Source organism: Litchfieldia stipae (genome assembly GCF_014837155.1).
Classification (GTDB): domain Bacteria; phylum Bacillota; class Bacilli; order Bacillales; family Bacillaceae_L; genus Litchfieldia.
The window spans coordinates 252,342-268,040 of record NZ_JACYHA010000001.1 but is presented as its reverse complement, the minus strand read 5'-3'; the positions used below and the strand labels follow the sequence as shown (position 1 = coordinate 268,040).

The following is a 15,699-nucleotide window of genomic DNA, read 5'->3' as shown; positions in this document are numbered from 1 at the left end:
GGTTTTACAGCTTTTTTTTATGATAAATGGATGGTCTACTTTCCCAGTGACGCTTAAATGGATAAACTCGCATGTTCGGTGTAAAATAGATAGGCAAACTTAAACAAAAAAAATCTACTAAACTATCTCCAGCTATTTGGACCGATGGTTCCTTTGTAGCTACTTATGGGAGGTTATACAATATGACATTACAATTTATAATCGGGCGTGCTGGAACAGGAAAATCGTCAGCATGTCTGAATTTAATACGAGATAAATTAGCTGAAAATCCACTTGGTGATCCTATTGTTTACCTAGTACCTGACCAGATGACATTTCAATCAGAATATGATCTCATTAATACCCCGAATCTGGGAGGAATGATGAGAGCCCAGGTGTTCAGCTTTACACGATTAGCTTGGCGTGTATTGCAAGAAACTGGTGGAATGAGTAGGTATCACTTAAATAATGTTGGAATCAATATGGTGATCAGAAAAATAGTTGAACAACGCAAACAAGAACTAAAAGTTTTTTCAAAGGCTGCAGATAAAAATGGATTTATTTCTCAATTAGAAGAAATGGTCGCAGAATTTAAACGTTACTGTGTTACTCCTGAAGTAATAGAAGAAAAAAACTATTTTCTTGATTCAGAAAATCAGGTTGTACTTGCTGATAAACTGCATGACTTGCAATTAATTTATCAAGAGCTAGAGCAACATCTATTTCAGAAATATGTAGATTCAGAGGATTATTTGAGATTACTTGCTGAAAAAATACGTACTTCCTCTTACTTAAGTAATGCAGATATTCTGATTGATGGATTTCATAGCTTTACTCCACAGGAATTGGAAGTAGTTGGAGAGTTAATGAAGTACTGTCGGACGGTTACGGTCGCACTTTCTGTAGATCAATGCTATGATGAGCAACCTCCTGATGATTTAAGCTTATTTCGAATGACTGGTAAGACTTATCAAAGTCTGATTAACTTAGCAAATGACCATATGATTTATCAGGAAAAACCGATCATATTAACAGAAACAAAAAGATTTTCATCTTCTCCGTCACTAGCACATCTTGAGCAGTTTTATGATGTTCGTCCAACGCTTCCATATAACGGAGACACGGCGGTGACAATAGGTCAGGCTGTGAATCGACGGGCAGAAATTGAAGGGATTGCACGGGAAATCCAAAAGCTTGTAAGAGAAGAGAAGTATCGCTATAGAGAAATTGCTGTGCTTGTTAGAAATGCGAATGAGTATCATGAATTAATAGAAACGATATTTCATGATTACGGTCTTCCGTTCTTTATTGATCAGAAACGTTCAATGTTAAATCACCCATTAATTGAGTTTATAAGATCAAGCCTTGAGGTATTAAGTGGGAACTGGAGATATGAGGCAGTCTTTCGTTGTGTAAAAACAGACTTAATCTATCCACTAGGTGAATCACTTGATACGATGCGTGAGGAAATGGATAAGCTAGAAAACTATGCGCTTGAATATGGTATACAAGGGTATAAATGGACAACCAAAGATCGACTAGTCTATCGGAAAATCCGAGCCCTCGAAGGTGAGGATCTACCACAAACGGATCGTGAAAAGGAAATCGAGGATTCAATCAATCGATTACGTTCTATGATTGTCACACCTCTTATGAGTCTACAGAAGCGAATCGGAAAAGCAAAAACTGGTCGTGATTTATGCGAAGCTCTGTACCTTTATTTAAACGAGCTTCAAATCCCTGAAAAAATTGAGCGATTAAGAAGCGTAGCAGAGGAAGAAGGAAAGTTAAGTGAGGCAAGAGAACATGATCAAGTTTGGAATGCTGTCCTTGAGTTAATGGACCAGTTTGTCGAGATTATGAGTGAAGAACAAGTGTCGTTTTCGCTATTCACGAATATGCTTGAAACCGGTATGGAAAATATGCAATTTGCATTAGTACCTCCTGCGATCGATCAAGTCCTTGTGGCGAGTCTAGAACGATCAAGATTTTCTAATATTAAATGTACGTTCATCATAGGAGCAAATGATGGTGTGCTACCAGCAAGGCCAAAAGAAGAAGGAGTATTCTCACAACAAGACAGAGAGAGATTAATAGAATCAGGACTAAGCATTTCTCCGTTAAATCGTGAGCTACTGTTAGATGAAAACTTTTTAATTTATGGTGCATTAACAAGTGCTTCTGATAAATTGTATATTAGCTTTCCGCTGGCTAATGATGAAGGCAAATCATTACAGCCTTCAATAGTCATTAAACGACTGAAACAAATTTTTCCATCGGTAAGAGAACAGTTCCTTGTCAATGAGCCATCAGAGCTTGATGCCATAGAGCAGTTAAATTATAACGTGAACCCATCAGTTGCACTTTCTTACCTCACCTCACAGTTACAAATGTGGAAACGATCCTACCCAGTAGAGGATTTATGGTGGGACACGTATAATTATTTAATCACAGATGACTTATGGAGTGAGAAAAGTAAAAAAGTACTAGGGAGTCTATTTTACCGTAATAAAACAAAGTCTTTACCAATAGAAACGACAAGAGAACTTTTCGGTGAAAGTATTCAGGCTAGTGTATCTAGAATGGAGACCTTCCAGAGCTGTCCGTTCTCTCATTTTGCAAATTACGGGTTGAAATTAAAAGAAAGACAAATATTTCGACTTGAAGCACCAGATATAGGTCAACTTTTCCATGCAGCTCTTAAATTGATTTCAGATAATCTTCGTCAACAAAAGATTGATTGGCGTCATTTAACAGTGGAGCAATGTGAACAGTTTTCGTTTGAAGCAGTGGAGCTATTAGCACCAAGACTACAACGAGAAATCCTGCTTAGCTCAAATCGTTTTCATTATATCAAGCATAAGCTTCAAAAAGTGGTTAGTCGTGCATCTAGAATTCTCAGTGAGCATGCGAAATTAAGTGGTTTTTCACCGGTTGGTTTAGAAATCGATTTTGGCAAAAATGGACCATTACCACCCATTCCATTTGAATTGAATCATGGCTTTAAAATGGAGCTTGTTGGAAGAATCGATCGTGTGGACAAAGCTGAAAGCTCAAAAGGCTTGTTATTAAGAGTGATTGATTATAAATCTAGTCAAAAATCGCTGAACCTTACTGAGGTATATTATGGACTAGCTCTTCAAATGATCACATATTTAGATGTCATTATTAGTCATTCGAAGGATTGGATTGGTACAACTGCTACTCCAGCGGGTGTGTTGTATTTCCATGTGCATGATCCAATGATTAATAGTACAACATCAGCTATCACCGATGAAACAATCGAGGATGAGATCTTTAAAAGCTTTAAAATGAAGGGATTATTATTAGGTGAGGAAGAATCGGTCCGATTGATGGATCAGGGGTTAGAAACTGGATATTCCAAGGTCGTTTCTGCTGCCATTAAAAAGGATGGAAGCTTCTATTCTAATTCTTCAATTGCAAGTGAAGAAGAATTAACCTACTTGAAGCACCATGTTCGGAAGGTCTTTAAACAAATTGGTAATAATATCACCGATGGAGTGATTGATATTTCACCATATAAGATGAAGGATAAGACACCATGTACATTTTGCTCTTTTAAAACGGTTTGTCAATTTGATCAGTCAATTGAGGAAAATGAGTATCGGGTTATCCAGGATGAGAAAAAGGATGCAATCCTTGAGAAAATTCGAAAGGAGGTAGGAGTGAATGCATAATTTGATCGCAAAGCCTGCTGGAAGTACTTGGACGGATGATCAATGGAAAGCGATTGTTGCAAGTGGACAGGATATTTTAGTTGCAGCTGCCGCAGGTTCAGGGAAAACAGCGGTATTGGTTGAAAGAATTATTAAGAAAGTAACCTCTACCTTTCATCCAATTGATGTAGATCGTCTATTGGTCGTAACGTTTACAAATGCTTCTGCAGCTGAAATGAGAAATCGTATTGGTGAGGCATTAGAAAAAGAGTTAAAGGACCAGCCAGAATCAACACATTTAAGAAGGCAGCTTACTCTTTTAAATCAAGCATCAATATCAACCCTGCATTCTTTTTGTTTGAACGTCATTCGGAAATATTATTATTTGATTGAACTAGACCCTGGCTTTCGAATTGCAAATGATACGGAAGGTGAGCTTCTACGTGATGAAGTCATGGAAAGTTTACTTGAGGAACAGTATAGTATTCCAGACAATGAACGTTTCTTTGACTTAGTCGATCGATATTCAAATGATCGTAATGACATAGAGCTATCTACGATGATTCGAAAATTATATGAATTTTCAAGAGCCCATCCTACCCCAACTAATTGGTTAGATGAGATGGTAAATATGTACAATGTTGAAGGATTATCGTTAGAGGATACCGTGTTCTTACCTTATTTAATGAACGATGTATCACTTGTTCTAGAGAGTGCTAAGGAAAATCTTGAAAAAGCATTGGAAATCACAAAACAGCCAGGCGGTCCAGCTCCTAGAGCAGTAACTATTGAAACAGATCTTGAACAGCTCAACCAATTGATACGTGCAAAAGAGGGATCGTGGCAATCATTATATGATGAGATGCAAACTATTACCTTTAAGACGGCCAAGGCATGTAAGGGTGATGAGTATGATGCGGTGCTTTTAAAAACAGTTACCACACTAAGAGATGAAGCGAAGAATCAAATAAAGAAGATAAAGGAAGAATTGTTTGACCGAAAGCCTGATAGTTATTTATCTGATTTACTTGAAATGAAGTCGTCGATTGACATGCTTATTTCTCTTGTGAAAGCTTTTGGGGTTAAATTCCAAGCCGCTAAACAAGAAAAAGGACTTGTTGATTTCTCAGATTTAGAGCATTATTGTTTGCAAATTCTACGTCATCCAACTGCTGTGAATGAGCTGATTCCGTCTGATGCTGCTCGTGAATATCGTCAGCATTTTGAAGAAGTGTTAGTAGATGAGTATCAAGATACCAATATGGTTCAAGAATCAATTCTTCAGTTAGTTACAAAAGAGGATGAGCAATCAGGGAATTTATTTATGGTTGGTGACGTGAAACAATCAATCTATCGTTTTAGATTAGCAGAACCGTTCTTATTCTTAAGTAAGTACAAACGGTTCACCAAGGATGGAGAAAATAGCGGACTACGCATTGATCTATCAAAGAATTTCCGGAGCCGGGCAGAATTGTTAGACAGTACAAACTTCTTATTTAAACAAATTATGGGAGAAACCATTGGTGAGATTGAGTATGATGATGATGCACAATTAAAGCTTGGAGCGAATTATCCTGCAAATGAAGCCATGTCAGCTGAGTTACTATTAATAGATCGGAAAGGTAATGAGGAGGAGAAATCATTATCTGATGACAGTAATGGAGAGCATGTGGCGATGTTTGATCAGCAAGAGCTTGAAACGGCACAGCTTGAAGCGAGAACAATTGCAAAGGAAATCAAACAAATGATTGCTTCTCAGTTTCAAATCTATGATCGTAGCATGAATGGAACGAGAAATTTAATGTACCGTGACATAGTGATTTTATTACGATCAATGCCGTGGGCACCGCAAATGATGGAAGAATTTAAACAACAAGGGATACCAGTATATGCGGACTTATCGACTGGTTACTTTGAAGCAACAGAAGTAGCCATCATGATGTCTCTGTTAAAAGTGATTGATAACCCATATCAGGATATCCCGCTAGCATCAGTTTTAAGATCACCGATTGTAGGCTTAGATGCTAATGAGCTTGCATCGATTCGGATTGCTGAAAAATCAGGGTACTTCTATGATGCATTAAAGCAATTTGTAACAAATCATTCTCTTTCAAATGAGACTGCAAAAAAGGTAAATGACTTCCTAATCCAAATTAGAAACTGGCGAAGAATGGCAAGGCAAGGTGGATTATCCGAGCTAATATGGCAATTATACAGAGAAACTCATTTCTATGACTTTGTTGGAGGAATGCCAGGTGGAAAACAGCGTCAAGCGAATCTAAGAGCACTCTATGACCGAGCTAGACAATATGAGTCAACAGCTTTTAGAGGGTTATTCCGCTTCTTACGATTCATCGAACGTATGCAAGAGCGTGGCGACGATTTAGGAACAGCCAGAGCACTTGGTGAACAAGAGGACGTCGTTCGGATGATGACGATCCACAGCAGTAAGGGGCTTGAGTTCCCAGTCGTATTTGTTGGTGGCCTTTCAAAGCAATTTAATATGATGGATTTAAATAAGAAATATTTACTTGATAAGGAATTGGGCCTTGGTTCAAAGTATGTTAATCCAAAGCGAAGAATTACCTACCCAACATTACCGATGCAGGCCATTAAGAAGAAAATGAAACTCGAATTAATTGCTGAAGAAATGCGAGTTCTATATGTTGCACTGACAAGAGCTAAGGAGAAACTTATTCTTGTTGGGACTATCAATGATTATGATAAGAAAACAGCAAAATGGCAAGACGAGCTAACTAATAAGCGATGGTTGCTTTCTGACCTTAGACGAGCAAATGCCAAAAGCTATCTTGATTGGATTGGACCTGCTCTAATTAGGCATCGAGATGGAAACATTCTTCGTGGTGAAGATCAGTTATCAAGCATCCCTGAAGAGATTGTAAATCATCCAGCCAAATGGAATGTGCAACGAATTCAAGCCGATGAGTTACAAGAGATCATCCAATTAGAAGAGAAGACGAATGAACAACTTCTTCATTCCATCAAGGAAGGAGAAAAGGTAGAGAAAGAATCCGTCTATAAGGATCAAATCGAGCGACAATTGAAGTGGTCCTATCCAAATCATTTATCGACTATTCATCGTTCAAAGCAAAGTGTTTCTGAAATTAAACGCCAGCGTGATCGTGTTGATGAATATAGTGATTTTTCATTTCAGAAGAAATTTAAAGCACCGCTTGTTGATCGGCCTCGTTTTATGCAGCAAACATCATTAACACCAGCCGAGGTTGGAACTGCGATGCATATGGTCATGCAGCATGTAGATTTAACGAAGGTCATTAATCACGAAATAATTAAAGAGTTAATTGCAAAAATGATAAACAATGAGCTACTAACACCTCAACAAGGAGAAGTTATTGATATAGATCATGTTGTCAATTTCTTTCAAACTGATATTGGGCTGCGCATGATTAATGCAAAAGAGGTCAGGCGTGAGGTTCCCTTTAGTGTGGGGATTCCTGCGAGTGAGGCATATTCTGATTGGGACCAAGCTCAAACTGAAAATGTACTCATCCAAGGGGTAATTGATTGTCTCTTCGAAGATGAGGAAGGAATAGTGTTAGTCGATTACAAAACGGATCAATTAACGAATCGATTCCGAGATTTTGAGGAAGCAAAACCAATACTTGAAGAACGTTATAAAGTTCAGTTGGAGTTATACACGAAGGCTATCGAAGCAATATGGAGAAAACCATTAACTGAAAAGTATTTGTATTTCTTTGACGGTGGATATATGCTCAGCATGAATTAATTCAATAAAAAAGGCTGTTTTCGTATATATTGTTGCTTTTGATACCGCAGCCTGAATACACTCCGCGTCCTGTGGGAGCCAACTAGTCCCACGGGAGTCTTTAGTGTATTCAGTCTGCTAGAAATCTATTCTCAATTAATTCACCTCAAAAAACAACAAACTTTGGGAAAACAGCCATTAAAAAAGAACTGAGGGCTTCCTCAGTTCTTTCTTGTGATTACCAGAAAAATGCTGCTCCTAATGCTAATCCTCCGATAAAAGCAAGTGGAATGGCATACGGAGCAAAGCCCCAACCGCCATAAAAACCATAACCAAAGCCACCTAAATTTCTTCCGCCTTCTGGAGCGATATAAACATGCGTTCTAGTCACCTCAACAATACGTCCACAATGACGCTTACCTGCCTTATCAGTAATTGTCACAACCTGACCTTTATATCTACAACACATATCGTAATAATTCACGGTTCTCTCCTCCTTTTTTAAACACTTCACTAAATTGTATGAAAGATGAGGAGAAACGTTTGTACAACTGTCCCTAAAGCAAAAGACTAATTCTAAATAAGTAAGGCTGTTTTCTCAAAGTTTGTTGTTTTGAGATGAATTATTGAAAATGAGATTTCTAGCAGACTGAATACACGGGGGACTCCCGTGGGATGCGTGGGTCCCCACAGGATGCGGAGTGTATTCAGGCTGCGGTATTAAAAGTCACAATATATACGAAAACAGCCATAAGAAAAAACTTGTCTGGACTTTAGACTAAGCATTTGCCGTAAGCTGTTGATCGTTTGCGTCAGAATCAAAGGTATTTGTTGCATTAAGCCCATTATTGGTATTTATGAAATCTCCTGTGTTAAATGATCCTGAACCAGCATTGGTTTTTGATGTGCTCTTCGGTGATAGGTAAAAAGAGTCTCCAAAGTTGACGACTCCTCCGCCGATACTATTAATTTTTATTGGTCCTACGATCGATGGCATATTTAAGCACCCTTTATCTTTCAATTTTACTATTTACTATATGTTTTGTGTGCAGTAAATGTTCACTTTAAAACAATCAGAAGAAGTAAAGGCTAGTTCGTCAAGAACTAGCCTTAGTTGTTAAGCATTTGCAGTGACTTGTTGATCGTTAAGGTCTGGATCAATCGTGTTAGTTGCGCTTGCACCACTATTTGTCATGATAAAATCCCCAGTATTAAAAGCTCCAGATCCTGCATTTGTCTTAGCGGCATCTTTTGGAGACAGATAAAAAGAATCACCAAAGTTTACAACTCCACCGTCAATACTATTTATTTTACATGGACCAACTATTGCTGGCATTTAGTTTCCTCCTTGATCATCGGAAGGGGTGTGTCCTTCCTGATTCTGATTATTTGGTAGCTCATCAGATTGTAACGTAGGAACATCATCGGGTTGCCTTCGAAGTTGTCTGATATGCTTAATTCTTGCTTCAGCTCTAATCATATTAGTCGAACCAATGTGGACAACGGAAGAAGAAGAGACACCGGTAACTCTTATCGTTTTCACATTAATAGAAGGTTTTTCATTAAATACAGCCATATTGATGACTTCAGGGGTAGCGACTTGTGCGATTGGTCTTGTGAAAATAGAAAATTCATTAAAGTTCCCTTCGTTTGTAAAGAGAATAGGATGCTCTCTTTTAACGGCTAAAGCTTTCATAACAGGTGTGATATAGCGGGAGTCACCTATCTCGAATATGGAGCTAAATGAAACTGAATTAACATAAATGGCTTCAACAATCGATAGTCGTCTAAACATCGTTTAACCTTGAGGTGCTAAAGGTACAAATGACCCGATAATTAATGATTCAGGTGGGGTGTCAAAGGCAGAAGATAATGTAATATTTCTTGTATCACCAACTAAAAAGACAGATGATGAGGATACCGCAACAATGTCAATATGACCTACTTGAATCTCCTTGTTAACAACGGTGAAATTCAATTTTATTTACCACCTTTCATTTCATTTGGCATATTATTCATGAATGTAACAATTGAATTCTGAATATCATTAATCACTGTTCGGACTGTCTTAGTCTTCATTTCTTCCAATCTATCAGCTGAATGAAGAAGTGGCTGCTGTTGCTTTAAGTAATAGTTAATTCGTTCTGGGATTTGATTTCGAATGTCGTCAATAATAAAGTCGCGATATGAATCATCGAGCTTGTGATTTGCTTGTTGTTCAACTTCTCTTATAAATTCATAACAATCATGATCTAAGTAATCAACGACATCTGTGTGAATGCTATCGTGTAATGTGTGGTATTCTTCATTCTGTTGCCCGTTTCTCATGTCCGGAACATTCATATTCCCTTGTGTCACACTAAAATCCTCAATGTTTTCTCCATTTGGAGTTAATCCGATATTTAAGGTTCCTTCAAGTGTTTCGACTTTTAATTGATCGAACTTATATTCAATTCGCTCGATATTGGTACTTGGACGTTGTCTCAACTCTTGAACGGAGTTTTGTAACTCTTGGATTTTCTGTTCCAATGAGTGAATACGACGATTCTGCATTTCGACAAATTTGTGTAATTCTCTTAGATATGTGACTATTTCATGATAACCTGTGTACATTGTGACCACTCCCAGAGCATATTCCAAACCCTCTTGGTATAAAACGAGAAATCTTGTTATATAGTTTAAAAGTATGCAAGGAAACCGAAACAATGAGTATTTTAGTGTAATTCATCTCTAGGATGTAGGTGGCTGTAAAGGAACCACTGGTCCTGATATGGGTCCTGAGGTAGCACTTGCTTCAGGAGCAGATTCGAGAAATCCCCCGGTATTATAATTGTTTGAGAGGGATTTAATCATTCCTGCACTGCCAATTTGTAAGACAGATGAATTACTTACACTTCCAATTTTAAAAAAGTGAATAGAGATATTCTGATTGATATAGAAGTTCATAAACATCCCCTCTGAGTTTAAGCGTTGGCAATATTCACCTGATCAATCGCGTCTGTGTCATACGTATTTGTCACACTTCGTTGATTATTGACATGCATTCCATCCCCAGTATTAAATGAGCCTGCTCCCGCAAAGGTTTTTGCTGTACTAGCTGGGGAAATATTAAAAACATCGCCGATATTAAAGATACTACTGTTCCCAATACTATTTACTTTTACAGCTCCAACGATAGCTGGCATATTAAACATCCTTTATCTGGTTAATATCTTTGTTATAATATGCTTAAACGAATAGAATGGTGTGAGATTAAAAAAATAGGATGTGATGTTTGAATGATGAGTTCCCATGAGTTACAGCCCATCTCAAGTACGGAACGAATAAAAGTGATTGATATAATAAGAGGCTTTGCGATTTTTGGTATTTTCCTTGTCAATATGCCAGCGTTTAATTCTCCATCTGTATATTTGCAGCCAGAGGACTGGTGGTCATCAGCACTTGATTTGGCTACTCTTACATTTATTGACCTTTTTGCTCAAGCGAATTTCTATACTTTATTTTCATTTTTATTTGGATTTGGGATGGTTCTTTTTCAAGAGAGAGCGGTTCAAAAGGGTTATTCGTATCCAAGTTTAGTTACGAGACGATTACTTATTTTGCTATTTATTGGTTGTATCCATGCTTTTCTTATTTGGCATGGGGATATATTGATATCATATGCGATAATTGGCGCATTATATCTAGTCTTTCACAAAACAAAGCCAACTTCATTATTGGTTGTGTCATTATTACTTATATTTGTGCCAACATTCTTGTTTTTTGGATTACTTATGCTTGTTTATTTAGTCGAACCAACGAGCCTCATTCCAACTTATTCATCTCACTTAGTGGAAGAGACAACAAAGATTTATAGTTCAGGTTCATTTATTGAAATAACAATGCAAAGAATCCAAGATTGGTATTATGTTAATAACCTCGGAAATGGATTGTTCTTAGTGTTTGCGTTGTTACCTATGTTTCTCTTAGGAGCGTATATTGCAAAGAAAAAATGGTTTGCACAAGTTGAAAGTCATTTACTCGTTATTAGGAGGCTATTATACATTTCGCTGGTCATTGCCATCCCAATGAAGCTATTACCTTATTATACTGAAAAAAACATCGCCACCGACTATGTTCAGGATGCGATTGGTGGACCAGCTATGGCGCTTGTATATGCTACAACAATTGTCTTATTGACTAGGAAAAAGCTATGGCAGTCAATATTCTCTCCATTTGGATATGTTGGAAGATTACCGCTCAGTAATTATTTGTTCCAATCAGTGATGTGTACGTTGATTTTTTATCATTATGGCCTTGGTTTCTATGGGAAAGTGAGTCCTTTTTTTGGGGTCATCCTTACTGTTGTTATATTTATAGTCCAGCTAGGAATTAGTAAATGGTGGTTAAGCCGTTATCAATTTGGTCCAGTCGAATGGTTCTGGAGAACGTTAACCTATGGAAGGAAACAAAAGATGCGCTTAAATCGTTAATAAATGAAGGTAAAAGATCAATAGATAACGAATTAAATAATGAGATTAACAAAGGGGTGAATTGAATTATGAGATTTGTAACAGCGGTTAAAGAGGGGAGAAGCTTCGTTGGGATTGTGGATGAACAAATGACATATGTGATTGATCTACAAGTTGCCGAAGAAGCTTTGTTTGGGACGAACACGATTCCAAGTTCGATGCTAGAATGTATAGCAAACAGTGATTCAATTTTGGGTAAAGTGAGTGAAATCGAACAGAAAGCTACAAGTAAACAAGATTCTCGCTTTTTCTATTCTCTGAATGATGTAGAGTTGGATGCTCCAATCCCAAAACCGACAAAGAATATCTTTTGCGTTGGTAAAAACTATGCGGAGCATGCAATTGAAATGGGAAGTGCAGCTGATATTCCAGAACATTTAATGATGTTTACTAAAGCTCCTACAACTGTTATCGGACCAAATGAGACAGTGTTATTACATGAGAATGTAACGAGTCAATTAGACTATGAAGGTGAACTTGCTGTTGTCATTGGAAAAGCTGGAGTAGCCATTTCTAAAGAGGATGCTTTGGACTACGTATTTGGGTATACGATTCTAAATGATATTACAGCTCGTGATCTGCAAAGTCGTCATAAGCAGTTCTTTATTGGAAAGAGCTTAGATACAACATGTCCAATGGGACCATATATTGCACACAAGTCACTGATCCCGAGTCCGAATCAATTATCGTTACAGACAAAGGTGAATGATGAGATTAGACAAAGTGGGAATACGGAACAATTTATATTTGATATTGAGACAATCATTTCTGTCATTTCTGCCGGAATGACGTTAGAGCCTGGTGATATTATTGCAACAGGCACTCCAGCTGGGGTTGGAAAAGGATTTAAACCACCACGCTTTTTGAAGAAGGGTGATGTCATTGAAATCACAGTTGAAGGCTTAGGGGCATTGACTAATAAGGTTGGAGAGTAAGGATTATTCTTTTCGATAGAGCCAGTATGAACAAAGAGACAATCAATTTTGATTGTCTCTTTTGACTTTATGCTAGCACTTCTTTTACTTTTTCAATTGCTAAATCAAGCTCTTCCTTTGAGATGACAAGAGGGGGAGCGAAACGAATCACTGTATCGTGTGTTTCTTTACAAAGTAATCCAACCTCTTTTAACTTCTCACAATATGGACGTGCATCTTCTGTCAGCTCCACACCAATAAATAGTCCACGACCTCTTACATCCTTAATGATTGGGTTGTTAATTTCACGTAATTTTTCTTGCATATATTCTCCTAGCTCTAATGAACGATCAGCTAGTTTTTCATCAATTAAAACATCTAAAGCAGCAATGGAAACTGCACAAGCCAATGGATTTCCTCCAAATGTTGAACCATGCGAGCCAGGATTGAAGACGCCTAGAATATCTTTATTTGCAGCGACACAGGAAATTGGAAATACTCCTCCTCCAAGTGCCTTTCCTAAGATATACATATCCGGTTTGATTCCTTCCCAATCACAGGCGAACATTTTTCCTGAACGACCAAGACCTGCTTGAATTTCATCAGCAATAAAAAGGACATTTTCTTCTTTACATAGATTGAAGCTTTCTGTTAAGTATCCTGTAGGTGGAATATTGATACCAGCCTCACCTTGGATTGGCTCAAAGATGAATGCAGCAGTATTCGGCGTAATGGCTGTTCTAAGAGCTTCAACATCACCATAGGGAATCACCTTGATTCCTGGAAGCATTGGGCCAAAGCCTCGCTTGTATTCATCACTAGAAGACATTGAAACAGCGGCCATTGTTCTACCGTGGAAATTATCCTCACAGACAATGATTTCCGCCATGTTTTCGGTGACACTTTTCACATCATAAGCCCAACGACGTGCTGTTTTTACAGCTGTTTCAACTGCCTCAGCTCCAGTGTTCATTGGTAGTACCATATCTTTTTCTGTGAGCATTGACACTTTTTCATACCATGGGCCAAGCTGATCATTATGAAAGGCGCGTGACGTTAGCGTGATTTTGTCAGCTTGATCCTTCAACGCTTGAATAATCCGCGGATGTCGATGCCCTTGGTTTACTGCAGAATATGCGCTTAACATATCCATATATTTATTCCCTTCAGGATCTTCTACCCAAACACCCTCTGCTTTTGAGATAACAATTGGAAGTGGGTGATAATTTTTTGCCCCATATTGATCTGTTAAAGAAATAATCTCTTGAGTCTTGGTCATGTTTTCGATTCCTCCGGTTCTAATTAGAAGTAGGTATGTATTGATGGTTGTTATATTTATAACAATAGCCTACTGCATTTATTGAATCAACTCCAAATAATTTAATTTTAATAAGTGGTTCTCTTTTTACGTTATTCGTCGAAACATGGTATGATAAGGAGAGAAAAATATTAGGAGGAATAAAGAATGACACATGCACATATTACGTCATGGGCGCTAACACTTATTTTGTTCTTTGTTGTTTTGTATTTAGAAAAAAGTGCAAAAGCAAAGGGAGCAAAAATCGTCCATATGATTTTACGCGTTTTTTACATATTAACAATTGCCACAGGAGCTCAATTGTTAATTGGCGCAGCTTCACTTCCATTTTTATACATAGTTAAAATTCTTCTTGGTGTATTAACGATTGGATTCTTTGAAATGGTCTTAGTTAGAGGGAAAAAAGGAAAACCAACAAATGTATTTTGGATTTTACTTATTATCTCTTTAATCGCAACAATCACTTTAGGATTTACTCTTCCTATTTAATAAAGGCTGTTTTCGTATGTATTGTTGCTTTGAATACCGCAGCCTGAATACACTCCGCGTCCTGTGGGGTAACCGGTGAGCCTCCTCGTCGCTAACGCTCCTGCGGGGTCTCACTTAGGCTACGCATCCCACGGGAGTCTCCGTGTATTCAGGCTGCTAGAAATCTATTTTTAATTAATTTATCTCAAAAAACAACAAACTTTGAGAAAACAGCCTTAATAAAAAGGCTGTTTTCGTATATATTGTTGCTTTTGATACCGCAGCCTGAATACACTCCGCGTCCTGTGGGAGCCAACTAGTCCCACGGGAGTCCCCCGTGTATTCAGTCTGCTAGAAATCTATACTCAACTAATTCACCTCAAAAAACAACAAACTTTGAGAAAACACCCAATAAAAATAAACAACGAGGCTGATTTCTGTGCAATATCGCACTAAAATTAGCCTCGTTGTTTTATGTGTGTGTAAAGACAGCACGTGTTCCATTTGCTATCGTAAATTCAAACCGATCCTTCGTATGAATCCCTCTTTCAAAATGATGTTGTACCGCACAGATGGTTTCATTATTGTCATAAGTAATGAAATTCACCCCTTTATAATGACGATCTGTAGGCACATAAAGCATTAAATTATGACAGTAAATGCAGTCGTACAATGAATAGGACAGTTTATTTAGAAATTTAGTGTATTCCATGAACAGATGGTCAGGTAATTGATTAAGGAGTTCACTATAGGCATATGGCAGTGTTTTTGAGACCCTGATGCAATCACCATGCTCTAGCTTGTAATAATAATCCGCCATTTTCACTAACCCATCTGCTGTAAACATCCCTCGTTGCCATGCATTCATTGTAAAGACATCTATTTCACGGTCAACAAGCTCTTCTAATAATGAAGCTTCTTCATTTTCATCATCGAAAAAGATCCATTGATCATTTATATATTCAACACTTCCTAGAGTGTAGGCTCGCTTTTGTTCACTTAGTGTGCGTAATCGATGCTGCAAATTCAAAATAAATCCTCCATTCGAAATCCCAATTAGTTGTTTACCTGAGTGTAAAATCAT

15 protein-coding genes are annotated in these 15,699 nt (G+C 37.7%); 5 read left to right on the top strand and 10 right to left on the bottom strand.

Going from position 1 to position 15,699, the window contains the following annotated elements; genetic code table 11:
- Positions 1-182: 182 nt before the first annotated feature.
- Positions 183-3,677 carry a helicase-exonuclease AddAB subunit AddB gene (gene addB, locus F7888_RS01270; protein ID WP_191776443.1) on the top strand — a complete coding sequence of 1,165 codons (3,495 nt, stop codon included), beginning with the start codon at positions 183-185 and terminating at the stop codon, positions 3,675-3,677.
- Complete coding sequence (gene addA, locus F7888_RS01265; protein WP_191776440.1) at positions 3,670-7,425, top strand: helicase-exonuclease AddAB subunit AddA; 3,756 nt, start codon at positions 3,670-3,672, stop codon at positions 7,423-7,425. Before addB ends, addA begins: the two co-directional genes overlap by 8 nt.
- 217 nt (positions 7,426-7,642) lie before the next feature.
- On the opposite strand, the gene F7888_RS01260 is transcribed toward addA, so the two are convergent.
- From F7888_RS01260 to F7888_RS01225, 8 genes are all read right to left on the bottom strand, one after another.
- The gene (locus tag F7888_RS01260; protein ID WP_412095972.1) at positions 7,643-7,888 is read right to left on the bottom strand and encodes a hypothetical protein; all 246 of its coding nucleotides are present in this window, start codon (positions 7,886-7,888) and stop codon (positions 7,643-7,645) included.
- A gap of 294 nt (positions 7,889-8,182) precedes the next feature.
- A complete protein-coding gene (locus F7888_RS01255; protein ID WP_191776436.1) occupies positions 8,183-8,401 on the bottom strand; it encodes a spore germination protein in 219 nt (72 codons plus the stop codon).
- A gap of 120 nt (positions 8,402-8,521) precedes the next feature.
- Complete coding sequence (locus F7888_RS01250) at positions 8,522-8,740, bottom strand: spore germination protein (protein ID WP_191776433.1); 219 nt, start codon at positions 8,738-8,740, stop codon at positions 8,522-8,524.
- A complete protein-coding gene (locus tag F7888_RS01245; protein WP_191776429.1) occupies positions 8,741-9,199 on the bottom strand; it encodes a spore germination protein GerPE in 459 nt (152 codons plus the stop codon).
- Between the two features lie 3 nt (positions 9,200-9,202).
- Positions 9,203-9,382: a spore gernimation protein GerPD gene (locus tag F7888_RS01240; protein ID WP_191776426.1), complete on the bottom strand. Its 180-nt coding sequence runs from the start codon at positions 9,380-9,382 to the stop codon at positions 9,203-9,205.
- 2 nt (positions 9,383-9,384) lie between these two features.
- Positions 9,385-10,017, bottom strand: coding sequence for a spore germination protein GerPC (gene gerPC, locus F7888_RS01235; RefSeq protein ID WP_191776424.1), 633 nt, complete (start codon positions 10,015-10,017; stop codon positions 9,385-9,387).
- 117 nt (positions 10,018-10,134) lie between these two features.
- Entirely contained in the window at positions 10,135-10,350 is a 216-nt protein-coding gene (locus F7888_RS01230; RefSeq protein ID WP_191776421.1) for a spore germination protein GerPB, read from the bottom strand.
- 17 nt (positions 10,351-10,367) lie between these two features.
- Positions 10,368-10,589: a spore germination protein gene (locus tag F7888_RS01225; RefSeq protein WP_191776418.1), complete on the bottom strand. Its 222-nt coding sequence runs from the start codon at positions 10,587-10,589 to the stop codon at positions 10,368-10,370.
- Positions 10,590-10,682: 93 nt separating this feature from the next.
- Here F7888_RS01225 and F7888_RS01220 point away from each other — a divergent pair, with 93 nt between their 5' ends.
- Positions 10,683-11,876 carry a DUF418 domain-containing protein gene (locus F7888_RS01220; RefSeq protein ID WP_225228526.1) on the top strand — a complete coding sequence of 398 codons (1,194 nt, stop codon included), beginning with the start codon at positions 10,683-10,685 and terminating at the stop codon, positions 11,874-11,876.
- Positions 11,877-11,944: 68 nt separating this feature from the next.
- Positions 11,945-12,850, top strand: coding sequence for a fumarylacetoacetate hydrolase family protein (locus tag F7888_RS01215; RefSeq protein ID WP_191776416.1), 906 nt, complete (start codon positions 11,945-11,947; stop codon positions 12,848-12,850).
- A gap of 67 nt (positions 12,851-12,917) precedes the next feature.
- Here the strand turns inward: F7888_RS01215 and F7888_RS01210 are convergent, their stop codons facing one another.
- Positions 12,918-14,108 carry an ornithine--oxo-acid transaminase gene (locus F7888_RS01210; RefSeq protein ID WP_225228525.1) on the bottom strand — a complete coding sequence of 397 codons (1,191 nt, stop codon included), beginning with the start codon at positions 14,106-14,108 and terminating at the stop codon, positions 12,918-12,920.
- A 186-nt stretch (positions 14,109-14,294) separates the two neighbouring features.
- Between F7888_RS01210 and F7888_RS01205 the strand changes: the two genes are divergently transcribed.
- Complete coding sequence (locus tag F7888_RS01205; RefSeq protein WP_191776413.1) at positions 14,295-14,636, top strand: YisL family protein; 342 nt, start codon at positions 14,295-14,297, stop codon at positions 14,634-14,636.
- 451 nt (positions 14,637-15,087) lie between these two features.
- On the opposite strand, the gene F7888_RS01200 is transcribed toward F7888_RS01205, so the two are convergent.
- Positions 15,088-15,645, bottom strand: a complete 558-nt coding sequence (locus tag F7888_RS01200; RefSeq protein WP_191776411.1) for a DUF2777 domain-containing protein — start codon at positions 15,643-15,645, stop codon at positions 15,088-15,090.
- Positions 15,646-15,699 lie beyond the last annotated feature (54 nt).